21 protein-coding genes are annotated in these 22,948 nt (G+C 67.2%); 6 read left to right on the forward strand and 15 right to left on the reverse strand.

Annotated features, from left to right (window positions below; translation table 11 throughout):
* Positions 1-38 precede the first annotated feature (38 nt).
* A complete protein-coding gene (locus HWX25_RS18015; RefSeq protein WP_059534019.1) occupies positions 39-1,139 on the reverse strand; it encodes an OpgC domain-containing protein in 1,101 nt (366 codons plus the stop codon).
* Between the two features lie 380 nt (positions 1,140-1,519).
* Between HWX25_RS18015 and HWX25_RS18020 the strand changes: the two genes are divergently transcribed.
* A complete protein-coding gene (locus tag HWX25_RS18020) occupies positions 1,520-2,674 on the forward strand; it encodes a porin (protein WP_175909491.1) in 1,155 nt (384 codons plus the stop codon).
* Positions 2,675-2,724: 50 nt separating this feature from the next.
* Here the strand turns inward: HWX25_RS18020 and HWX25_RS18025 are convergent, their stop codons facing one another.
* On the reverse strand, positions 2,725-3,639 hold the full coding sequence (locus HWX25_RS18025) for a LysR family transcriptional regulator (protein ID WP_175909493.1): 915 nt from the start codon (positions 3,637-3,639) through the stop codon (positions 2,725-2,727).
* Positions 3,640-3,780: 141 nt separating this feature from the next.
* Between HWX25_RS18025 and HWX25_RS18030 the strand changes: the two genes are divergently transcribed.
* Both HWX25_RS18030 and HWX25_RS18035 read left to right on the forward strand, forming a co-directional pair.
* Complete coding sequence (locus HWX25_RS18030) at positions 3,781-4,797, forward strand: aldo/keto reductase (protein ID WP_175909495.1); 1,017 nt, start codon at positions 3,781-3,783, stop codon at positions 4,795-4,797.
* Positions 4,798-4,932: 135 nt separating this feature from the next.
* On the forward strand, positions 4,933-5,673 hold the full coding sequence (locus HWX25_RS18035; RefSeq protein ID WP_175909496.1) for a sulfite exporter TauE/SafE family protein: 741 nt from the start codon (positions 4,933-4,935) through the stop codon (positions 5,671-5,673).
* Between the two features lie 102 nt (positions 5,674-5,775).
* Here HWX25_RS18035 and HWX25_RS18040 read toward each other — a convergent pair whose 3' ends face one another.
* From HWX25_RS18040 to HWX25_RS18050, 3 genes are all read right to left on the reverse strand, one after another.
* Positions 5,776-7,920, reverse strand: coding sequence for a hypothetical protein (locus tag HWX25_RS18040; protein ID WP_175909497.1), 2,145 nt, complete (start codon positions 7,918-7,920; stop codon positions 5,776-5,778).
* A gap of 413 nt (positions 7,921-8,333) precedes the next feature.
* On the reverse strand, positions 8,334-8,720 hold the full coding sequence (locus HWX25_RS18045) for an ester cyclase (protein ID WP_175909498.1): 387 nt from the start codon (positions 8,718-8,720) through the stop codon (positions 8,334-8,336).
* 53 nt (positions 8,721-8,773) lie between these two features.
* Positions 8,774-9,670, reverse strand: coding sequence for a LysR substrate-binding domain-containing protein (locus tag HWX25_RS18050; RefSeq protein WP_059819288.1), 897 nt, complete (start codon positions 9,668-9,670; stop codon positions 8,774-8,776).
* A 534-nt stretch (positions 9,671-10,204) separates the two neighbouring features.
* Here HWX25_RS18050 and HWX25_RS18055 point away from each other — a divergent pair.
* From HWX25_RS18055 to HWX25_RS18065, 3 genes are all read left to right on the forward strand, one after another.
* On the forward strand, positions 10,205-11,044 hold the full coding sequence (locus HWX25_RS18055) for a peptidoglycan DD-metalloendopeptidase family protein (protein ID WP_175909499.1): 840 nt from the start codon (positions 10,205-10,207) through the stop codon (positions 11,042-11,044).
* Between the two features lie 189 nt (positions 11,045-11,233).
* Complete coding sequence (gene bla, locus HWX25_RS18060) at positions 11,234-12,133, forward strand: class A beta-lactamase (protein ID WP_175909500.1); 900 nt, start codon at positions 11,234-11,236, stop codon at positions 12,131-12,133.
* A gap of 124 nt (positions 12,134-12,257) precedes the next feature.
* On the forward strand, positions 12,258-13,130 hold the full coding sequence (locus tag HWX25_RS18065; protein ID WP_175909545.1) for a LysR substrate-binding domain-containing protein: 873 nt from the start codon (positions 12,258-12,260) through the stop codon (positions 13,128-13,130).
* Between the two features lie 25 nt (positions 13,131-13,155).
* On the opposite strand, the gene HWX25_RS18070 is transcribed toward HWX25_RS18065, so the two are convergent.
* The 10 genes from HWX25_RS18070 to HWX25_RS18115 all read right to left on the reverse strand — a co-directional run bounded on the left by HWX25_RS18070 (position 13,156) and on the right by HWX25_RS18115 (position 22,937).
* Positions 13,156-13,491, reverse strand: coding sequence for a hypothetical protein (locus HWX25_RS18070; RefSeq protein WP_059691316.1), 336 nt, complete (start codon positions 13,489-13,491; stop codon positions 13,156-13,158).
* Between the two features lie 362 nt (positions 13,492-13,853).
* Positions 13,854-14,108, reverse strand: a complete 255-nt coding sequence (locus HWX25_RS18075) for a GlsB/YeaQ/YmgE family stress response membrane protein (protein ID WP_057924918.1) — start codon at positions 14,106-14,108, stop codon at positions 13,854-13,856.
* A 145-nt stretch (positions 14,109-14,253) separates the two neighbouring features.
* Entirely contained in the window at positions 14,254-15,015 is a 762-nt protein-coding gene (locus HWX25_RS18080) for an ABC transporter ATP-binding protein (RefSeq protein ID WP_175909501.1), read from the reverse strand.
* Positions 15,012-15,926 carry an ABC transporter ATP-binding protein gene (locus HWX25_RS18085; RefSeq protein ID WP_059691314.1) on the reverse strand — a complete coding sequence of 305 codons (915 nt, stop codon included), beginning with the start codon at positions 15,924-15,926 and terminating at the stop codon, positions 15,012-15,014. Before HWX25_RS18085 ends, HWX25_RS18080 begins: the two co-directional genes overlap by 4 nt.
* Position 15,927: 1 nt before the next feature.
* Positions 15,928-16,842: a nickel transporter permease gene (gene nikC / locus HWX25_RS18090; RefSeq protein ID WP_175909503.1), complete on the reverse strand. Its 915-nt coding sequence runs from the start codon at positions 16,840-16,842 to the stop codon at positions 15,928-15,930.
* A 66-nt stretch (positions 16,843-16,908) separates the two neighbouring features.
* The gene (locus tag HWX25_RS18095; RefSeq protein WP_175909505.1) at positions 16,909-17,979 is read right to left on the reverse strand and encodes an ABC transporter permease; all 1,071 of its coding nucleotides are present in this window, start codon (positions 17,977-17,979) and stop codon (positions 16,909-16,911) included.
* A 10-nt stretch (positions 17,980-17,989) separates the two neighbouring features.
* Entirely contained in the window at positions 17,990-19,591 is a 1,602-nt protein-coding gene (locus HWX25_RS18100; protein WP_175909506.1) for an ABC transporter substrate-binding protein, read from the reverse strand.
* A gap of 64 nt (positions 19,592-19,655) precedes the next feature.
* Complete coding sequence (ddpX, locus tag HWX25_RS18105; protein WP_082750685.1) at positions 19,656-20,219, reverse strand: D-alanyl-D-alanine dipeptidase; 564 nt, start codon at positions 20,217-20,219, stop codon at positions 19,656-19,658.
* 15 nt (positions 20,220-20,234) lie between these two features.
* Positions 20,235-21,116, reverse strand: coding sequence for a MurR/RpiR family transcriptional regulator (locus HWX25_RS18110; RefSeq protein ID WP_175909507.1), 882 nt, complete (start codon positions 21,114-21,116; stop codon positions 20,235-20,237).
* Between the two features lie 231 nt (positions 21,117-21,347).
* Positions 21,348-22,937: an ABC transporter substrate-binding protein gene (locus HWX25_RS18115; protein WP_175909508.1), complete on the reverse strand. Its 1,590-nt coding sequence runs from the start codon at positions 22,935-22,937 to the stop codon at positions 21,348-21,350.
* Between the last annotated feature and the right edge of the window lie 11 nt (positions 22,938-22,948).

Here is a 22,948-nt window from a genome sequence, read left to right on the forward strand (position 1 = left end):
GCTATCGTAGCAGCGGCGCATGACGGCGCGGCGCATCATCACCGCGAACGGAACGGGAACGGCAGCCGCGACACGAGCGGCGCATAGAGTTTCGCGACGAGGTACAGCAAGCCCATTGCGACGGCGTCGGCGGTCAGGCCGAGCGGCACGTTCAGATAGCCTTCGGTCGCCTGGTAAAGCAGCGAGTCGACCGCGAGCGAGATGCCGGTGCCGGCGACGAAGCACAGCAGCCCCTGGCGGCCGATCGTGCCGATCCACGGCATCGCGTGCGCAACCTTCTTCATCCATCCGAGGTGCACGAGCTTGGCCGCGAGCCACGCGATCGCGAGGAAGTTCGCGAGCCGCAGCGCGCCGAGATTCTGCTTGATCGACGGATCGGTCGGGAACGGCTCGATGCGCAGCCGGTAATACGCGCCGGCCGCGACGATCGCGAGCGACACGGCCGTCAGCAGCCAGCCTTGGGGTTTCGGCGCGAGCGTCTGGTAGACGGGCTGGCAGCGCGCGATCACGCCGAGCACGAACAGGAACTGCCACGCGAACGGATTGAAGTCCCACGGCGCGCCTTCGACGGTCGGCAAGAAGCGCGCGATGTGCGGCGCCGCGTACCAGAGCGAGCCGCTGAACGCGAGCATCAGCCACGGCTGCGTGCGCGCGAGCGGCAGCGCGAGCGGCACCAGCAGCGCGAAGAACGCATACATCGGCAGCACCGACGCGAGATACGGCTGGCGGCGGAACAGCAGGATGTCGCGCAGCGCGGCGAGCGGCTTGTGGAGCAGGCCGTCGAGATCGTTGGTCGGCATGTTCGGGCCGTCGATCGAGAATGCGTTCAGCACGGCGGTGATGAGCAGCATCAAGCCGGCCGTCACGAGGAAAGCACGGTAGATCTCGAAGGCACGGCGGATGAAACGCTGGCGCGCGGCCGCCTCGTCGTGGCGCTCGGCGAGCGAGTTGTACGCGATGGCGGTCGCGAAACCGCCGAGGAACACGAACACCTCGGCCGCGTCGCACAGCGCGTACGCGTGCAGCGTCACGCGCGACAGGATGCTGCCGCCGATGTGGTCGACGACGATCACCAGCAGCACGAGGCCGCGGAAGAAATCGAGCTCGGCGTAGCGGCCGGCCCGGGCGGCGGCGGTCATCGGGCCGCCTCCGGGGGGGCGCCGCGTGCGCGGCCGGCACCCGCCGCGCATGAATCGGGGTGAAGCATGACTTCGTGAAGAAATGAAGAACGGATGCGCATTGTGCCACTGATGTGACGCCGTCCGGGTTTACGCGGATGGCAGGCCGGCCAGCCGTTGCCGGCAAGCCTGATCGGGCCATGGTGAGAACAGGGCAGTTGGACGAGCGCAACGCTTTGCGAGCCGGTCCCACGCCCCGATGGACGGGCGATTTGCGACGTGACACCATTTTGTCCGCGCGGCCGCACACCGCGTAGTCCGCCCTGCGGGCCACCTCGATAAAACAGATCAAACAAATCGCCGGGCGCATGGCCTGCCCGGCCCGGCTCCGGAGATCCGTCATGAAGAAGCACGTCATTTTTGCCGCCGCGCTGGCCGCTTTTGCCGCGCCGGCCTTCGCGCAGGACAGCGTGACGCTGTACGGCCTGATCGACGAGGGCTTCAACTACACGAACAACGTGAACGTAAACGGGGTCGGAAAAACGAATTACCAGCTCGCGAGCGGCTACGCGCAGGGCAGCCGCTGGGGCCTGAAGGGCAGCGAGGATCTGGGCGGCGGGCTGAAGGCGATCTTCACGCTGGAAAGCGGCTTCGACGTGAACAACGGCCGGCTCAACCAGGGCGGCCGGATGTTCGGCCGTCAGGCGTTCGTCGGGCTGAGCGCGTCGCGTTTCGGTACGTTGACCTTCGGCCGCCAGTACGATTCCGTCGTCGACTATCTCGCGCCGCTGACCGCAAACGGCAACTGGGGCGGCACGCTGTTCTCGCACCCGTTCGACAACGACAACACGGACAATTCGTTCCGCGTCAACAACACGGTCAAGTACGCGAGCCCCGACTGGAACGGGCTGTCGTTCGGCGGCACTTACAGCTTCAGCAACAGCACGGGCTTCTCGACCAACCGCCAGTACAGCATCGGCGCGCAGTATTCGCTGGCCGGCCTGCAGGTCGCGGCTGCATACCTGCAGGCGAACAGCCCGGGCGTCGGCAACGCGGGCGCGATCGCGGCCGACGATGCGAACTTCGTCGCCGACCGCCTGCGCATCTTCGGCGGCGGCGTCAACTACACGTTCGGCCCGGCGACGGTCGGCTTCGTCTATACGAAGACCGACGTGAAGAACCCGGTGTCGACCGTCTACCTGCCGGCGTCGACGTTCTCGGGCCTCGGGCTGAGCGCGACCAAGTTCCAGAACTTCGAGATCAACGGCAAGTACCAGCTCACGTCCGATTTCTATCTCGGCGCGCAGTACGTGTACACGGACGGCAAGTTCGACGCCGCGGCCGGTTCGTTCAAGCCGAAGTACCACACCGTAGGGCTGATGGCCGATTACAGCCTGTCCAAGCGCACCGACGTCTACCTGCAGGGCGCATGGCAGAAGGTCGCCGGCGACAAGACCGGCACCGCGGCCGACGGCGGCTACGTGGTCGGGACGGACGGCCCGTCGTCGTCGGCCAACCAGTTCGCGGTGCGCGCCGCGATTCGCCACAAGTTCTGATGTCGACCTGCCGGCGCCCGGGGCGAATTGCCTCGGCGCCGGCTTTTTCGTCACGCGGGCCGCCGCGCGTCGTCGTCGAGCGTTTGCGCGAGCCAGTCGACGAAGATCCGCACGCGCGGCGCCAGATGTCGGCTGTTCGGAAACACGACCGACACCGGCAGCGGCGCGGCATGCCACTCCGGCAGCACCTCGACCAGCGAGCCGTCCTCGAGCAGCGGCGCGAGCCCGTCGCGCGGCGCCTGGATCAGCCCGAGGCCCGCGATGCAGCACGCGAGATACGCCTGCGAGCTGTTCACCGCGACCACGCTGCGCATCTTCACCGTCTGCAGCGCGCCCGAATCCATGTCCGCATATTCCCAGTCCAGCTCGCGGCCCGTGCGGCTCGAGAAATAACCGACCGCGACGTGGTCGGGCAGATCGTCCGGCGAGCGCGGCGTGCCGTATCGCGCGAGATACGCGGGCGACGCGCAGTTGATCTGCGCCATCTCGCCGACGCGGCGCGCGACCAGCGACGTGTCGGACAGCACGCCGACGCGCACCGTGCAGTCGATGCCGTCGGCGACGAGATCGACGAAGCGGTCGGTCGTGCTCAGCACGACGCGCAGGTCGGGATAGCGCGCGTGGAAATCCGGCAGCGCCGGAATCACCTTGTTCAGCGCGAAGCGTTCGGGCAGGTCGACGCGGATCGCGCCGCGCGGCGCGGCGCCGGCGTCGTCGAACAGCGTCTCGGCATCGTCCAGATCGGCCAGCAGCCGCGTGCAGCGCTCGTAGTAGGTGGCGCCCTCGGCGGTGAGCGCGACGCGCCGGGTGGTTCGCTGCAGCAGGCGCACCCTCAGGTGTTTTTCCAGATACTGGACGGCGTTGCTGACCGTCGGGCGCGGCAATTGCAGCTGCTCGGCCGCTTTCGTGAAGCTGCCGAGGTGGGCGACACGCGCAAAGATGCGCATTGCATGCAGATGGTCCATGCGGGGCGGGAGCGTGGGCGAATTGGGACAGGCTCCATTGTTAATCAGCGTCGAATGAATTGGTTGGGCGTTTCGCGTTTATCGCGCGCCGCGATGCGTCCAGAATCCGGTTCATTCACTCACCACTGCAAGGAAACGGACATGGACAAGCGTCAACTGGGCCGCACGGGCCCGCAGGTGTCGGCGATCGGGCTCGGTTGCATGGGGATGTCGGATCTGTACGGGCCGGCGGATCGCGACGAAAGCATCGCGACGCTGCACGCGGCGCTCGACAACGGGATCACGCTGCTGGACACGGGCGACTTCTACGGGATGGGCGACAACGAGATGCTGATCCGCGATGCGCTGCGCGGCCGCGCGCGCGACCAGGTGCTGATCAGCGTGAAATTCGGCGCGCTGCGCGACCCGGCCGGCGCGTTCGTCGGCTACGACGCGCGGCCGCAGGCGATCCGCAATTTCGTCGCGTATTCGCTGAAGCGGCTCGGCACCGACCACATCGACATCTACCGGCCGGCGCGCGTCGATCCGACGGTGCCGATCGAGGAGACGGTCGGCGCGATCGCCGATCTCGTGAAGGCCGGTTATGTGCGCCATATCGGCCTGTCGGAGGTGGGTGCCGACACGATTCGCCGCGCGGCGGCCGTCGCGCCGATCGCCGACCTGCAGATTGAATACTCGCTGCTGTCGCGCGGGATCGAGGCGGACATCCTGCCCGTGTGCCGCGAACTCGGGATCGGCGTGACCGCGTACGGCGTGCTGTCGCGCGGGTTGCTCGGCGGCGGCTGGAGCGCGGCGCGGCAGGGCGAGCGCGACTTCCGCGCGGCCAGCCCGCGCTTCCAGGGCGAGAACCTCGCGCACAATCTCGCGCTGGTCGACGCGCTGCGTGCGATCGCCGACGAGAAGGGCAGCAACCCGGCGCAGATCGCGATCGCATGGGCGCTGTCGCGCGGCGACGACATCGTGCCGCTGATCGGCGCGCGCAAGCGCACGCAACTCCAGGACGCATTGCAGGCGTCTAAGTTGCAACTAACGGTCGATGATCTGGCGCGCATCGAAACGGCGGTTCCCGCCGGGGCGGCTGCCGGCGAGCGTTATCCGGCCCCCCAGATGGCGCACCTCGACAGCGAGCAGGGCCGGGGGCCCGCTCACGGAGCCTGAACGGCGGGCATGGCGGGATGACGAGGCGACGAGGCCGGCCGGGCGGGCCCGAGCCAGCCTCAGGCAAAGCCAGATGGCCGGCGGCGTGACGGTGGTTCATCATCGCGCCGTCTTCAACCGGACGGAACACCCTCCATGCAAACCCATATGCTGACGATCATCGTGCTGGTCTTTCTGCTGGCCGGCGCGGTCAAGGGCATGATCGGCCTCGGCCTGCCGACGATCGCGATGGGGCTCTTGACGCTCGCGATGCCGCCGTCGGCCGCCGCGAGCCTGCTGCTCGTGCCGTCGTTCATCACCAATGTTTGGCAGCTGTGGCTCGGCCCTTCGTTCGGGCCGTTGCTGCGGCGTCTGTGGCCGCTGCTCGCCGGGCTGACAATCGGCACACTGACGGGCGGGCTGCCCGCGCTTGCCGCCGGCAGCGCGTGGACCCACGCGGCACTCGGCGTCGTGCTGGCCGCATACGGCTGCTGGGGGCTCGCCGCCGCGCGATTGCCCGCGCCGCGGCGATACGAGAAGTGGTTGTCGGCCGCGGTCGGCTATCTGACGGGCGTCGTGACGGCCGCGACCGGCGTGTTCGTCGTGCCGGCGGTGCCGTACCTGCAGGCGCTGCGGCTGTCGAAGGACGACCTGATCCAGGCGCTCGGGCTGTCGTTTACCGCGTCGACGATCGCGCTCGGGCTGCAGTTGCGCGTGACGGGCGCGCTGCAGACGATCGATCTCGGCGTATCGGCGCTGGCGCTCGTGCCGGCACTCGCGGGGATGATCGGCGGGCAATATGCGCGGCGCGTGATGAGCGAGAAGGCGTTCAAGCGCTGCTTCTTCGTCGGGATGATCGCGCTCGGCGCCTACATGGCCGCTTCGGCGTGGCGGTGAACGGGCATCGCCGACACGCGCACCGCGCGCCCGGCGTGAATGCCCCGAAGCCGGTTTCGAGAGCCGGCTTCGAGGACGCTCACGGAGCGGCGGCCATGCCGCTCAGGCCGGGTCGGCGTACTTCAGCGTCCACCCGAACGTGCGGGTGACGCCCGCACCGAGCGCGAACGGAGTGGTCTTGCACGCGAAGTTCGAATGCAGCTGGCCGATCGGCGTCGTCGACAGCGGGTTCGTCGCGCCGTTGACCGTGTCGAAGGCGGACAGCGCGCAGGTGTCGAACCCGGACGCCGCATAGCCGGTCGCGGTGCTGTTCGCGTACGTCACCGATGTGCCGTCGCCGTTCGCTTGCGTGGACGCGAAGTCCGCGAACGACGCGAAGTCCGTCTCGACGGACAGGTTGCCGGCGAGCGTGCCCGAGGAAAGCGTGTCGCTGCGCGAGATCGTGCCGTGCGCGAACGTCAGCACGGTATGTACCTGCAGGTCGAGATCCGTCGTGTACGCCGCGTTCTTCGACGCGAGACGGAACTTCGCCGTGTCGAACGACACGACCACCTGTCCGTTGGCCTGCTGCACGTTGAGGTTCTTGTAGTACGTGACGGGAACGTAGGTCTTCCCGTTGTACGACACCTGCGGCACCAGCAGAGCGTAGCCCAGATCGGTCGTCCCGTAGATCAGCTTGTCGGAGAACGGCACCGGATAGTACGGCGTGAACGAGTTGTAGTCGGGCGCCTGGCTGAGATTCAGGTTGACCACGCGGCGGCCGTCGCGCACGGTGAGCAGCGCCGCGTTGTACGGATGCGCGGTATCGGCGGGCTGGTTGTACCAGGTGAGCGTGTAGCGCGGCAGCGCGTCGAGCCACGCATCGTAGGCCGCATCGTCCATCGGCGCCTTGCCGCCGAAGCCGAGTTTGTTCCACCACGCGTTCACGTACAGGTACTGATGCAGCAGGCTGAAATTCTCGCCCATCACGCGCGGCTTGCCGCGATAGGCGTCCGTGCCGCGACCCTTGACCCACATGTTTACCGATGGCGTCGGCAGCGACGGGTCGTACCAGTACGTGTCGAAGCGCCGCGCGGCCCGGTAGATGAACGCGTACGCAACCTGCTTTTCCTGGTCGGTCAGCACGCCCGCGTTGGCGGCCGCCGTCAGCACCTCCATGAACGCGGAATCGCCGTACGGGCCGATCGAGCGGCCGTAGTTGAAGCCCTGGCCGTCGGCGTTCAGCTGCGGCAGGATCAGGTCGACCGACTTGCGCAGATAGCCCTTCAGTTCCGGCGTGAGATTCGCCTCGTTGCCCATCTCGAACGTGCGTTCGGTCACTTCGCCGATCAGCAGCGTGCTGTAGCGGTCGTAGCGGGCCCGGTCGTAATAGGTTGTGTGCGTGTTCGACGCTTCGTCGGAGAAGCCACCCGACGAATCCTTGCGGATGTGGTTCGTCACGGTATAGAGCAGCGCATCGCGCGCGCCCATCGTCGCGACGGCCGGATCGGTCGCCGACGAGAACGACGGATTGCTCCAGCCGAGCTTCTGCCGCAGTCCGGCGATTCCGTAGGACACCGCATAATAATTCTGCGCGGTGTTGAGCGACGCAATGTCGATCGGCGTGCCGGCGGCCGGGCAGGTGCTGGTCTTGCCGCTTGCATCGGGGCCGAACATGTCGCAGAAGGTGAGCCGTTGCTGCAGCGTCGCGAGCATCGCGTCGCTGAAGACCTCGTTGAGCATGCCGTGCGCCTTCAGGTTGTTCAGCGCGACGAGGTAGTAGTACTCGCCCCACGAAGTATTTGCATACGTGTAGTCGCTGCCCGACTGCGCCATCATCGCGGTCGTGATCGTCTGGTACGTCGCGAGATAGCTCGCGTATTGCGGGTCGCCCTTCGACTTCATGTCGATCAGGATGTACGACAGTCCGAGCGCGAGCTTGCCGGGCAGGAATTTGTCGCCGGTGTTCGTGTCGAGGACGTGCACCGGCGAACCGTCGCCGAGATCCATGACGACCTGCGTGAAGTCGGGCGACTTCCGGATCAGGTCGAACAGCGCGCGCATCTGGCCCATCATCGTGACCGGAATGCGCGTGCCCGCCGGCACGCTGGTGTCGGGTGCGCCGTAGACGAGCGCCTGCAACGAGTTCGGCGCGAGCGCCGGTGTCGACGGCGGGGCGGTCACGTCGTTGCCGCCGCATGCGCTGATGAACAGGACGGAAAGGGCGCTGAACGCTGCGCCGAGCGCGAATCTGCTGCGCATATGCATCGTGTCTCCAGGTTCGAATAGTGATGAAGTGTTGAATCGCAACTCGAGCAGGCAAGCGTTCTCCCTGCGCGGGCCATGGTCGCGTCGCGCTGATAGTGAAGGAAAACGTTTTCCAAATTTAGGCATCGATTGCTTCGATGTCAATGCGCTTTCACGCCGGATGCGACGGTGAAAACCCGGATGGTCAACGCACGAGGTGCGATGAAAGAGGGCTATGCGTGCGGGAATTTCTGCGATTTATGATTATTTGCGCTGCGGCGCAGCGTGGCATATCGGCAGTGACGGCAATGTCGGAAAGGCGTTCGTGCGGCGCGCCCTCCGGTGAGATATGAAAGAAAACGTTACCCTTTAGAATCGGATTCAAGCCGGATATCGACTCGTCGATCCTGTCCGATGGCCGTCTCGCGGCGATGCTAAAGCTGCGCTTCGATCGCGGCCTTGTCGATCACCGACCACACCTGACGGATCTTGCCGTCGTGAAATTCGTAGAACACGTTCTCGGCGAACGTGATGCGCGTGCCGTCGACGGCGAGCCCCATGAACGTCCCGCTCGGCGCACACGCGAAGCGCAGCCGGCATGCAATGCGCGGCGGTTCGCACACCAGCAGCCGGATCTCGAAATGGAGATCCGGAATGTCGCGGAAATCCTGCTCCAGCATCGCGCGGTAGCCGGCCAGGCCGAGCGGCCGGTCGTTGTGGATCACGTTGTCGGCGACGTACCGGCCGAGCGCCGGCCAGTCCTGGCGGTTCAGGCAGTCGATGTAGGCGCGGTAGTGCGTGGCGAGATCGGGTGTCGTCATGGCGGCGGTGCCTCCTCGTGTATTGCCCGGCCGTTGCGGACGGCGCGCGGCGTTCAGCGCGATGGCGTTTCGCCCGACAGATACGACACGAACGCCTGCGTATATTTGGGCAGCGCATCGAACGATCGCGCGCAGAGCGTCAGCTTGCGGTGGCTCCACGCGTCGGACAGCTCGACGAGCCGCACGTCCATCGTCTGCATCGCGCGCTCGGCCGCGTGGCGCGACACGATGCCGATCCCCACGCCGCTTTCGATCACGCGGCAGATCGCGTCGAAACTCTTCAGCTGCACACGGTAGCGGATCCGCTTGCCGAGCGCACGTGCCTGGTCGCCGAGATGGACCTGCAGCGCGCTGCCGTCGGTCAGCCCGACGAAATCCGCGTCGGCGATCTCGTCGAACGCGACCTCGTCGCGCGCGGCGAGCGGATGCCCGGCCGGCACGACCGCGATCAGCCAATCCTCGCGGAACGGCTTCTGCTCGAGTCCGCCGAGCCCGACCGAATCGGCGACGATGCCGACCTCGGCCGTCTTGTTGCGGATCGCGTGCACGATTTCCTGGCTCGAGCGCTCCTCGACGCTGATCGACAGTTTCGGATGATGCGGCAGATACGCGGCGAGCGCGTCGGGCAGGTATTCGCTCAGCGACGCCGTGTTGCAGAGCAGCCGGATATGCCCGCGCAGCCCCTGGCCGTATTGCTGCAGTTCGCCGCGCATTTGGTCGATCTGCTGCAGCACCGTGCGTGCGTGGTGCTCGAGCGCGCGGCCGGCGTCGGTCGCCTGCGCGCCGGACTTGGTCCGGTGCAGCAGCGGCACGCCGAGTTCGTCTTCCATCCCGCGAATGCGCTCGCTTGCTGCCTGCAGCGTGATGTGGGTGCGCTCGGCGCCGCCCGTGATCGTGCCGGCCTCGCAGATGTTCAGGAAGAGCCGCAGGTCGGTCAGGTCGAAGCGCATGGCGGGTGAGGGCGCGTAAGGATGGGTATGGCCGATAAGTTAGCAGGAACCGCCGCGCCGGTCTCAGGCTGCGCCTGAGACCCCGTTCGCCGGTTCCGCATTTTCGGGGCGGGATCGATGCCGGATCATGGCCGCATATCAACCGGGGGAGATTGTCATGCGGGTCGATTCGTCGTGGGGCGTGTCGTTCAAGATCGCGTTGCACCTGTTGTTCCTGTGCATCGGCGTCGCGTGGGCCTGCGCGGAGCTGGTCGACTGGCTGCGCTGAGCGGGCGGCCGTCGCAGACCGCATCGGCTGTCCGACGCGGCCATGGGAGATTGAAAGCCATTCGAAATATCGGCGCATCCTGAAATTTCTTCCGCATCTCGCGTCCAAAACCGTCAAGTTTTTCCGAAATCGACCGTATTACCGGTAACGAGTGTCCGCCGGCGCCCGGTTCGTGATCGTTTGTCATCATTGTTTGCATCCGGTTACACGTCGGCCGTTCCGTTTTTGAGATGCTTGAAAGATTGTCAAACCGGAGTCGATCGTCCATGAATCAGCGCGAGATTTGCCGCAAGTCGGCGTGGCTGTCCGGCCTGGCCGCGGTGCTCGTCATGGCCGGTTGTGCCAGTACGCCGCCCGTCCCGCCGAGCGACACGCTGGCAGGCTCGCCGTCGGGCCAGCCCGCCGCCGCGCCCGCGACGCCGCCGCCCGCACCCATTCTCGTCGCGCAGAAGTACGTGGTGAAACGCGGCGACACGCTGTCGGGCATCGCGTCCGCGAACGACTGCAGCGTCGCCGACCTGCGCACCTGGAACAAGCTCGATGGGCGCGGCAGGCTGCGCATGGGGCAGGTGCTGCGCATCGTCCGCCAGCAGCCGTTGCAGGCATCGGGCGGGAATGGCAGTGCACAGGCCTCCGCGCCAGCCGCCGCGAGCAATGCGGCGGGCGGCGCGCAGGCGAGCGCGTCGACGGCGAGCGACCGGCAGGTCGTGAAGGAAACCAAGCGGCATGCGGGCGGTGTGGCGCTCACGTGGCCCGCGCGCGGCAAGATCGTCGACGCGTTCCGGCCGGGGCAGAACCGCGGCATCCAGATCGCAGGCCGGCCGGGCGACCCGGTTCGCGCGGCGGCCGACGGCCGCGTAATGTACGCGGGCAGCGGCCTGAACGATTACGGCACCCTGATCATCGTCCAGCACAACGCGGATTTCCTCACCGCCTATGCGCACAACCGCAAAGTGCTCGTGAAAACCGGCGACATCGTGCGCCGGGGCGACGAGATCGCCGAGATGGGCGACCTCGACAACTCGCGTGTCGCGCTGCTGTTCGAAGTGCGACGCGACGGCAAGCCCGTCAATCCGATGCCGTACCTGCCTTCGTCGCAAGGCTGACGCGGGCCGCACTCGCTGCTACGCTAGGGTCTGTTCATGTGCGTCCCGCCGCATGCGGGGCCGACGGACGTCTTCGGGGATGCGCGGCGTATGCCGTCGCGAGCCGGCCGTCGGCGCGAATGCGTGTGCGTCGTCGATGCGCACGTGCGTTGCTCCATGTCACCGTTTCCGACAGAACGCCCTTCATCCATGGAACATTCTCCGACACGCCGCTCGCTGTTGCTCGCCGCCGTCGCCGCGCCGTTCGTCGCCGCGTGCTCGTCGGCACCCGTCGCCGAGCAGGGGCGCGCACATGCCGCCCAGGCCGAACTCACCGCGCTCGAAAAAGCGTCGAACGGCCGGCTCGGCGTCGCCGCACTCGATACGTCGAGCGGCACGCGCATCGCACATCACGCGCGCGAGCGCTTCCCGCTGTGCGGCACCTATGCGGTCGTCGCCGCCGCCGCGATACTCGCGCGCGGCTCGCTCGACGCGTCGCTGTTGCCGCGCCGCATCCTGTATCGCCGCTATGAAGTCGTGGCCGGCTCGCCGGTGACGGAAAGCCACGTCGACACGGGGATGACGATCGCGCAGCTCTGCACGGCGATGCTGCAGTCGGGGGACAAGGGCGCCGGGAACCTGCTGATGGGCGTGCTCGGCGGCCCGCAGGCCGTCACGTCGTTCGCGCACGAAAGCGGCGACACCGTGTTCCGGCTCGACCGCTGGGAACCCGAACTGAACCAGGCGGCGCCTCGCGACGAGCGTGATACGTCGACACCGGTTGCGATGGTCGACACGCTGCAGCGGTTGCTGCTCGGCGATACGCTGCGCGAACCGCAGCGTGCGCAGCTCACGGAATGGATGGCCGGCGGCGCGCGCGGCGCGACCGGGATCGCGGCCGGCGTGCCGCCCGGCTGGCGCATCGCGGACAAAACCGGCACCGGCGGCTACGGCACGACGACCGACGTCGCGGTGCTGTGGCCGCCGTCGCGCGCGCCGATCGTGCTGGCCGTGTCGTTCACGCAGCCGCGTGCCGACGCGGCCGCACGCGCGGACGTCGTCGCGTCGGCGGCGCGCATCGCGACGGGCGCGTTCGCCGCCACGGCCTGAGCGCGCGACGCACCTCGCGTAAAGCCGGCGTTTGGCTTATCGTGTCGATCAGCGCGCGCCGGTGTCGGCGCGCGGCCTTGCCGCGCCGTCGTTCGGTGCGGTCGATCCGTCTACCCCCTTCGTCATGCGCCGACTTCCGCCCCTGCACGCGCTGCAGATCTTCTCGACGGTGGCCCGCCACCGCAGCTTCACGCGCGCGGCCGAGCAGCTGTGTCTCACGCAGGGTGCGGTGAGCCGGCAGATCCAGACACTCGAGGCGCACTACGGCTTTCCGCTGTTCAAACGGCACGCGAAGGGCCTCACGCTGACGGCAGAGGGCGAGCAATTGCTGCCGGTGGTCAACGAGAGCTTCGCGCGGATCGAGGACATCTCGATGAAGCTCACGCGGCAGCGCACCGATCTCGCGCTGAAGGTGCCGACCTGCGTGATGCGCTGGATGCTGCCGCGCATCATGCGCTTCCAGGGCGAGCATCCCGAGCTCCACGTGCAGATCACGACCGCGTGGCAGCACGTCGTCGATTTCTCGACCGAGCCGTTCGATGCGGCGGTCGTCTACGGTACGTCGCCGGGCCCCGGTGTATTCGCGCTGCCGCTGTTCGACGAACGCTTGACGCCGGTGTGCGCGCCCGAGCTGCGGCAGGCCGCGCCGCTCGATGCGGTCGGCGATCTCGCGCACCATACGCTGCTGCATCCGACGCGCGACCACCGTGACTGGCGCGCGTGGCTCGATCACGCGGGCGAGCGCGCCGTCGATGCGGAGCGCGGGCCGACCTTCGACACGCTCGATCTCGCGACGAACGCGGCGATGCAGGGTTTCGGCGTCGCGATCGGCGACGTGACGCTCGTCGACGACGACGTCAGCGCGCGCCGGCTCGAACGGCCGTTCGACATCGTGCTCGAGACCGGCGCCCGTTATTTCTTCGTCTACCCGGAGAGCATCGGCAGCCAGCAAAAGATCCGCGCGTTCAGCGACTGGATCGCCTGCCATCGCGACTGACGCGCGACGCCTCCGGCAGCGGGCGTTACTGGTACGTCACGATGGCGATCATCGGCGCATGCGTGTCGCCCGCACGGCCAGGTAAAACGATTGCGCGCGAGGCCTGCGTAAAGGTCGTGGTCTTGATCGTGCGCAGGCTGGCCGCGTCGACGAACGCGACTTGCCCGCTCGCCGGGCGCGGGCAGTCGGGGCGCACGTGCGCGTGCGCGGCGTCGGCGGTGTCGAGCGCGAACGAGCACGGCGGCTCGACGATCATGCCGGTGAAGTGGATAACGCCGGACGCGCCGGCGGCAAAAGATGAGGACGACGCCAGAAGCGAGGCAGCCAGGGCAAACGAGGCGGCAAACAGGCGATGCTTCATGACAGGCTCCAGAGAGGAAGCGCGTCGCAGCGGGGCCGCTCGAATGGCAGTCCGTCAACGCTGCGGTGCTGTATGCGTAAACGGCAATTCCATTGGACCTCTTGAATGAAAAACGGGAAATAACGGCCACGATCAAATGACGCCGTATTCCTCCAATCAATTTATCCCAAATTTGTGCGGCCGCAAGTCGGGGTATTGCCGATGGCGTAAGGGCGCGGCGATCCGGCCAGTGGACCGGGGGTTTGCGAGTGAATCGTTGAGGACTCAACGATTCGACGAAGGTGCGAATTGCGGCGTGCATAAAGAAAACGGCCGCTCGTGTGACGAGCGGCCGTTGCGTATCGACGCGGGCGATGCGGCGGTCAGCCCGCGCGCTTGCGCACCGCGCCGACGATCACGAGCAGCACGATCGCGCCGATGATCGACGCGATCCAGCCGGCACCCTGGCCCGGCGCATACCAGCCGGCGGCGCGGCCGACGTAGCCCGCGACGAGCGAGCCGACGACGCCGAGCACGACGGTCATCAGGATGCCCATCTTGTCGTCGCCGGGCTTGAGCGCGCGGGCGAGGAGGCCGACGATGAGCCCGACCACCAGGGTTTCGATGAATTGCAGCATGAACGCCTCCCTATTGCTGTTGAGCTGTTGACGAAAGGAAATGGACCCGCGCGGCGCGCGAGGGTTCCATTCGACGGCGCGACGATGCACGGGCGCGCCGACGCACGGGGTGCCGAGTATCGCACGCCCGCGCGTCGTGCACATGTCAGGCAACCGGATCGAGGCGTCGGTAGCCTTCGGTCGCGCGCAGCAGCGTGCGCGTGTAGTCGCGTGCGACCTGTCCGGCGCGAACGTCCTCGATCCGCAGCTGTTCGACGATCTCGCCATGCTGCATCACCGCGACGCGCTGGCACAGGAAGCCGATCACCGCGAGGTTGTGGCTCACGAGGATCATCGTCAGGTTGCGTTCGCGATGCAGGCGGCGCAGCAGGTTCAGGATCTCGGCCTGCACCGATACGTCGAGCGCGGAGGTCGGCTCGTCGAGCAGCAGCACGCGCGGCTCGACGATCAGCGCGCGCGCGATCGCGACACGCTGGCGCTGGCCGCCCGACAGCTGGTGCGGATAGCGGAAGCGGAACGCCGGGCCGAGCCCGACTTCGGACAGCGCGCGGGCGATGCGCGCGTCGGCGTCGCCGATCCGGTGGATCGACAGCGGTTCGCGCAGCGTCTGGTCGACCGTGAAGCGCGGATGCAGCGACGCGTACGGATCCTGGAACACCATCTGCACGTGGCGGCGGAATGCGCGGTCGGGCGTGCCGCCGACGGGCCGGCCGTCGATCGACAGGCTGCCGCCCGCGAGCGGCACGAGGCCGGTCAGCGCGCGTAACAGCGTCGACTTGCCGGAGCCCGATTCGCCGACGAGCCCGAAGACTTCGCCGTCGCGTACCGCGAAGCTGGCATCGCGCACGGCGTCGACATGGCCGGTGCGGGTCGGAAAACGGATCGAGGCGTGATCGACGTCGATCATCGTGCGGCCTCCCTGGATTCGGCCGACGACGATGCGGGCGAAGCGGCGTCGAGCCACGCCGGGTCGCGCCGCAGCACCGGCAGTTCGTCGGGCGGGTTTGCGAGCGGCGGATTCGCCGCGAGCAGCCCGCGGGTGTATGGATGCGTCGCGTCGCGCAGGTCGCGCGCGGCGCAGGTTTCGACGACGCGGCCCGCATACATCACCGCGACGCGATCGCAGAACGACATCACGAGCGGCAGGTCGTGGCTGATGAACATCAGGCCCGTGCCGTGCCGCGCGATCATCGCGTCGAGCACCGCGAGCACCTGCATCGACACCGCGACGTCGAGCGCGGACGTCGGCTCGTCGGCGATCAGCAGGCGCGGGCCGGTCGACACCATCATCGCGATCATCACGCGCTGGCCCATGCCGCCCGACAGCTCGTGCGGATACGCATCGGCGACGCGCGCCGGATCGCGAATCTGCACGGCGGCGAGCGCCTCGACGATCCGCTCGCGCAGCGCGCGGCCGCGCAACCCCGGCTCGTGCAGACGGAATGCTTCGCCCATCTGCTTCGCGACGGTCATCACCGGGTTCAGCGAATATTTCGGATCCTGCAGGATCATCCCCATCTGGCTGCCGCACAGGCGCCGGCGTTCGCTCGCCGACATCGCGAGCAGGTCGCGGCCGGCGAAGCGCATCGTGCGGGCCGACCAGCGCGCGGCTTCGGGCAGCAGGCCGAGCAGCGCGCGACCCGTCAGCGATTTGCCGGAGCCGGATTCGCCGACGATGCCGAGCCGTTCGCCGGGCGCGAGCGTCAGCGACAGGTCGCGCACCGCGTCGGACACGACGCCGTCGTGCCCGCGAAACCCGATCTTCAGGCCGTCGATCTCGCAGAGCGGCGCGGGCGCGTTGACGGAATTCGGTTGCATGTCACGCTCCATGACGCGGATCGAAGACGTCGCGCAGCCCGTCGCCGAGCAGGTTGAACGCGAGGCTGACGAGCAGGATCGCCGCGCCGGGCAGCGTCGCGACCCACCACGCGTCGAGCAGCACGTTGCGGCCCGACGCGACCATGAAGCCCCATTCGGGGCTCGGCGGCTGCGCGCCGAGGCCGAGGAAGCCGAGGCCCGCGACGGTCAGGATGATGCCGGCCATGTCGAGCGTCGCACGCACGATCACCGACGACATGCACAGCGGCACGATGTAGCGCAGCAAGATCCGCGGGCCCGATGCGCCTTGCAGGCGCGCCGCGTGGATGTAATCGGCCTGCGCGATGCGGATCGTCTCCGCGCGCGCGAGCCGCGCGTACGCGGGCCATGCGGTGATCGAGATCGCGACGACCGCATTGATCACGCCGGGCCCGAGCGCGGCCGCGAATGCGAGCGCGAGCACGATCTTCGGGAACGCCAGCGCGATGTCGGTGATGCGCATCAGCACGCTGTCGACGAAACCGCCGCAATAGCCGGCCGTCGTGCCGATCAGGAGTCCGATCGGCACGACGATCACGACGACGAGCATCGCGATGCCGAGCGTGAGGCGCGAGCCGTCGATCAGCCGCGAGAGGATGTCGCGGCCGAGCTGGTCGGTGCCGAGCCAGTGCGACGGCGAGCCGGGCGGCAGCAGGCGGTCGGACAGCACCTGGCGCAGCGGATCGTGCGGCATGATCAGCGGGCCGACGAGGGCGACGACGATCAGCGCGACCAGGATCGCGAGCCCGAACAGGTTGAGCGGATTGGCGGCGAAGCGGCGCCAGCGGCGATATGCGAGGCCGAACGCGGCCTGCGAGCGCGACGCGGGCGCATCGGAAAGCAGCCACGCGCGCAGCGTGAGACGCTCGGCATTCATGATCGGACGACCTTCGGCATGGACGGTGAAAGAAGCAGGGTGGAAGCGGTCATGTCGCGGCGGCCCTCAGCGCGCACGCGGATCGAACACGCGGTACAGCGCGTCGGTCAGCAGGTTGACGATGATGAACATCGCGCCGATCACGAGGGTCGCGCCGAGCACCGCGTTCATGTCGGCGTTCAGCAGCGCACCCGTCAGGTACGAGCCGAGCCCCGGCCACGCGAACACGATCTCGGTCAGCACCGAGCCCTCGAGCAGGTTGCTGTACGTGAGCGCGATCACGGTCAGGAGCGGCACCGCGATGTTGCCGAACGCATGCCGCCAGATCACGCGGCGCTCGGACAGGCCCTTCGCGCGCGCGGTGACGATGTATTCCTGGCTCAGCTGGTCGAGCATGAAGGAGCGCGTCATCCGGCTCAGGTACGCGACCGAGTAGTAGCCGAGGATCGCGGCCGGCAGCGCGATGTGCGACACCGCGTTGCGGAACACGTCCCACTCGCCCGCGAGCGCCGAGTCGATCAGCAGGCTGCCCGTGCGCGGGTCGACCATGCTGTCGTACACGGGATCGAGCCGGCCGGGGCCGCCGACCCAGTGCAGCCGCGCATAGAACAGCAGCAGCCCCATCAGCCCGAGCCAGAACACCGGCACCGAATTGCCGATCAGGCCGACGAAGCGCGCGATGTGGTCGATCGGCCGGTTGTGCTTCACCGCGGCCGCGACGCCGAGCGGCACGCCGATCGCGATGCCGATCAACGTCGCGATCGTCGCGAGTTCGAGCGTGGCGGGGAACACGCGTCGGATATCGTCGAGCACCGGGTTCGACGTCAGCAGCGACATCCCGAGATTGCCGTGCAGCACGTCGCGCGCGTAGATCAGGAATTGCGTGGCGAGCGGCTTGTCGAGGCCGAGCGCGATGCGCTCGGCCGCGTAAGCCTCGGCCGACGCGCGATCGCCGAGGATCGCGAGCACGGGATCGATCGGCACCTTGCGGCCGATCACGAACGTCAGCGCGAGCAGCCCCGCGAACGTGACGGCGAGCGTGAGCGCCCAGCGCAGCACGCGCAGCGCCCAGCGTACGGCCGGGCGCCGCGCGGGCAGCGTGCGCAGCGCTTCGAGGGAGGAGGCGGGAGTCGACATGCGGTGAATCTTATTGCTTCTTCAGGTTACGGTACGACACGAGATCGTTGATCGGTCCGACTTCGAGTCCGCTCACGCCGGGCCGCGTCGCGACCTGCGCGACCTTCTGGAACATGATCACGAACGGCGAATGCGCGAGCATGTCCTTCTGCATCGCCTGATACCGTTGCGCGCGTTGCGCGGCGGTCGGCTCGGCGAGCGCGGTGTCGGTCTCCTTCGTCAGTTGCGGAATGTCCCAGCTGTTGCGCCAGGCCAGCATTTTATAGCTCGACTTGTCGGAGTTGTCGGGGTTCCATGCAAAACCCTGCGCGTTGCTGTGCGGGTCGATATAGTCGGCCGACCATTCGCCGATGTAGATGTCGTGCTGGCGCGCGCGGTATTTCGCGAGCGTCTGCTTGTTGTCGCCGGGGATCAGCTGTACCTTGACGCCAGCCTGCGCGAAGTTCGCCTGCACGGCCTGCGCGATCTCCGTGTACGGATAGTCGTTGCGCACGTCCATCGTCACCGCGAAGCCGTTCGCCACGCCGGCCTTCGCGAGCAGCGCCTTCGCCTTCGCGACGTCGAGCTTGTACGGATTCGCATTCAGCGTGCCGAGGAAGCCTTCGGGCAGGAAAGTCTGATGCACCTTGTAGGTCGTCTTCACGACGTTGGTCTGGATTCCGGAATAGTCGACCAGCCACTTCAGCGCTTCCTGAACGTCGGGCTTCGCGAGCGTCGGGTTCTTCGTGTTCAGGCCGAGATACAGCAGCGTCGCCTGCGGCGATGCCGCGACCTTCGCCTTGCCGGATTTCACGACCGACACGAGATCGTCCGGGCTCAGGTCGCGCGCCGCGTCGACGTCGCCGTTTTCCAGCAGCAGGCGCTGGCTCGCCGCTTCGGGCACGTGGCGCAGCACGATGCGCTTCATCGCGAGCGGCAGGCGGTAGCCGTCGAAGCGCTGCAGCACGATGCTGTCGCCGGCCGACCACTTGACCAGCTTGTACGCGCCGGAGCCGGCCTCGTTGGTCTTCAGCCACGCATTGCCGAAGTCGTTGCCTTGCTGGTGCGACAGCAGCAGCTTCCTGTCGAGCACCGACGCGGGCCATGAGCCGAGCACGTTCAGCACGAAGGTCGGCGCGTATTTGTGGTCGGTCGTGATCGACACCGTCTGATCGTCGAGCTTCTTCACGTTCGCGGCGACGTTCGCCTTCGTGAGGCCGATGCCGGTCAGCACGGCGGCCGGACCCTTGTCGAGCAGCACCGCGCGCTGGATCGACCATGCGACGTCGTCGGCCGTCAGCGGGTTGCCCGAGTGGAACTTGAGGCCCGAGCGCAGCTTGAACGTATAGGTCAACCCGTCGGCGCTCACCGTCCACGACTGCGCGACGTCGCCGTTGAATTTCGACGGATCGCGCAGGTCGACGCGCACGAGCCGGTCGTACGTGTTCGCGACGTATTCCTCCGGCACCAGTTCGTAGATCTCGCCGGGATCGAGCGTCGTGAATTCGTCGAGCAGCGTGGCCATCACGAACATGTCCTTCGGCGTTTCCGCGCGTGCGGCGGAAAGCGGAACGGCGGCGAGCACGGATGCGGCGGCGAGTGCCGCGACGAGCCGGGAGGTCAGGGGTTGCATGTGCGCTTCTCCATGTGTCGTTGAGGTCGTTGAACGGGAACGGTGAAAGAAACGTGCATCGTCGTTACATCAGGCGCCACGGGCCGCTCGCCGCGTTGTCGATCTGCGGCAAGGCATGCGAACCGGGCAGTTCGTAGTGCCACCATTCGCTGTCGATATGCGCGAAGCCGGCCGCCTGCATCACGCCGAGCAACAGCAGCCGGTTGCGTTGCACGGCTTCGGGCAGCCCCGGATGGAAGTGGCCCGACGCTGCCACCATCTCGTCGAAGCCGGTGCCCATGTCGAGCGGCTCGCCGTTCGCACCGACGAGCGTCAGGTCGAGCGCGGTGCCGCGGCTGTGGTTCGAGCCGCGGCCGAGATCGGCGACGAAGTTCGGATCGGGCAGGAAATCCCACAGCACCTGTTGCGCCTGCGGCGGCCGGTACGCGTCGTAGATGCGCAGCGTGAAGCCGGCTTGAGCTGCGACGTCGACCGCGCGGCGCAGCGCGGCCTCGGCCGGCTCGAGCAGCAGGCAGTGCGCGCGACGGTAGATCGCCTTGCCGGTCAGGTTGCGCTCGGTCGCGTAGACGAGATCGATCTCGACGCGATGCGTGGCGGGCGTGATTTCAACGAGGCGGGGAGACGGCATCGGCATTCGGGGCGCTCAGGATTCGAATTGGTCGAAGGTGCGCTGCAGTTCGCGGTTGCGCGCGACGCGCCGGTCGATCGCGGGACCGAGGCGGTCGACCACGGCGGTGATCAGCAGGTTGAACAGGCACGTGAGCGGCGCGAGCGAATCCCAGAACTGGCCGACGTCGGTCTTCACCTGCAGCAGGTCGGCCGGCCATTCGCGCGCCCACGGGCAATAGAGATCGGTGACCAGCGCGAACGGCTGGCCGCGTTCGGCGGCCGCCTGGCAATAGCGGCGCGCGCTGCGCGAATAGGCGCGCGTATCGGTGACGATGCAGTACGGCCGCTCGAATTCGGAATTCAGCGAATCGACGTACGAGCCCGACTGGCCGTCGGAATAGAACACGCGCGGGCGCAGGTATTCCAGATAACTGCTGAACGCGTTGCTGATGCCGCGGGTCGACTGGATGCCGAGGATGAATACGGCGTCGGCATGCGCGATCCGGTCCGCGACCTGCGCGAACACGGGTTCTTCCGCGAGTCGGTAGACGTGGCGGATCGCATCGAGTTCGCGATCGAGCGACGATGCAAGCGTGCCGTCGCCATGGTCGCTGTCGCCGGCGTTCGCGTGCGCGCCGGCGGTGCGGCGGTATTCGTCGAGGCGATCGGTGATCATCCACGGGCGGTCGCTGCCGCCGCGCAGTTCGCGTTTCAGGTCGTCGAGGTTCCGGTAGCCGATGCTGCGCAGGAAGCGACCGACGGAGATGCCGCTGGTGCCGGTCTGCTGCGCGATCTGGTCGGCCGTTTCGAGCCCGAGACGGTCGAGGTTCGCGAGCATGTAGCTCGCGATGCGCTTCGCGGTCGGCGTCAGGTCGGCAAAGTGGGATTCGACGGTATGGGCGAACGCGCAGGTCATCGGTCTGTTAGATATTTGTCATCGGATGATTCGGTGTCATCCATCTAACAAAGCCAAAATTATTCGCGCCAGCGGATAAAAACTATGGTTTGGCAGAGGGTGATAGGGGAAGGTGTGCGCGCCCGACAACAGGATCGCGATGGGCAGCAGAGAAATTTATCCCTGTCACGCATGTTTCGCGTCCGTGCATGACAGGGATAATTTGCGGGGTGTTTCGCCGCGCAGCCGGCCTTATTTTGCCAGCGTCCGGTACGACACGAGGTCGTTGATCGGTCCGATCTCCGGCCCGGTCGTGCCGGGGCGCGTCGCGACCTGCACGACCTTCTCGAACATGATGATGAACGGCGAGTTCGCGAGCACGGCCTTCTGCAGAGCCTCGTAACGCTGTGCGCGCTTCGCGGGCGACGGCTCGACGAGCGCGGCCTCGGTGTCCTTCGTCAATTGCGGGATGTCCCAGCTGTTGCGCCATGCGAGCATCTTCGTCTTCGACTGGTCGGAATTGTCAGGATTCCAGGCGAAGCCGCGCGCGTTGCTGTTCGGGTCCATGTAGTCGGGCGACCATTCGCCGATGAAGATGTCGTGCTGGCGCGCGCGGTACTTGCCGATCGCCTGCTTCGCATCGCCCGGAATCAGCTTCACGCGGATGCCGCCCTGCGCGAAGTTCGCCTGCAGTGCCTGTGCGATCTCGAGGTACGGATAATCGTTCGGCATGTCCATCGTCACGTCGAAGCCGTTCGGCAACCCGGCCTTCGCAAGCAGCGCCTTCGCCTTCGCGACGTTGAGCTTGTACGGATTCGAATTCAGCGTGCCGAGGAAGCCTTCGGGCAGGAAGGTCTCGTGCACTTTGTACGTCGTGCTGACGATATTGCGCTGGATGCCGTCGTAGTCGACCAGCCACTTCATCGCCTGTTGCACGTCGGGTTTCGCGAGATTCGGGTTCTTCGTATTCAGGCTCAGGTACAGCAGCGCGGACACCGGCCACGACGCGACCTTGATCTTGCCGGCCTTGGTCAGCGAGGCGAGGCTGTCGGGGCTCAGGTTGCGCGCGGCGTCGACGTCGCCGTTTTCCAGCAGCAACCGCTGCGCGGAGGCCTCGGGCACGTGGCGCAGCACGACGCGTTTCATCGGGTACGGCGTGCGGTACTTGTCGAAACGCTGCAGCACGATGCTTTCGTTCGGCGTCCACTTGACGAGCTGGTACGGGCCCGAGCCCGCGTCGTTGGTCTTCAGCCAGGCGCTGCCGAAATCGCTGCCCTGCTGATGCGACATCAGCAGCTTCTTGTCGAGCACCGACGCCGGACACGCGCTCAGCACGTTGAGCACGAAGCTCGGCGCGTACTTGTGGTCGGTTTCGAGCACGAAGGTCTGCGGGTCGACCGCGCGCACCTTCTGCATCACGTTCGCCTTCGTAAGGCCGAGATCGGCGAGCACGCCGGCCGGGCCCTTGTCGAGCAGGATGGTGCGCTGCAGTGACCACGCGACGTCGTCGGCGGTGACCGGGTTGCCGGAATGGAACGTGAGACCGGGGCGCAGCTTGAACGTGTAGGTGACGCCGTCGGCGCCGACCGACCAGGATTGCGCGATCTGCCCGTCGAAGCGCGTCGGGTCCTTCAGGTCGACCCGCACGAGCCGTTCGTAGGTGTTCGCGACGTACTCGGACGGCACGAGCTCGTAGATTTCGCTCGGGTCGAGAGTCGTGAATTCGCCGAGCTGGGTGGCGACGACGAAGATGCCGGGCGGCGTCGCGGCCTGCGCCGGCAGCGCCGGAACAAGCGCGACGAGCGCGGCGCTGACGAACAGCCGGGACAGCAGATGCTTCATGCGGGCTCCGT

The organism is Burkholderia sp. BCC1640 (assembly GCF_902833125.1).
Taxonomy (GTDB): Bacteria; Pseudomonadota; Gammaproteobacteria; order Burkholderiales; family Burkholderiaceae; genus Burkholderia; species Burkholderia diffusa.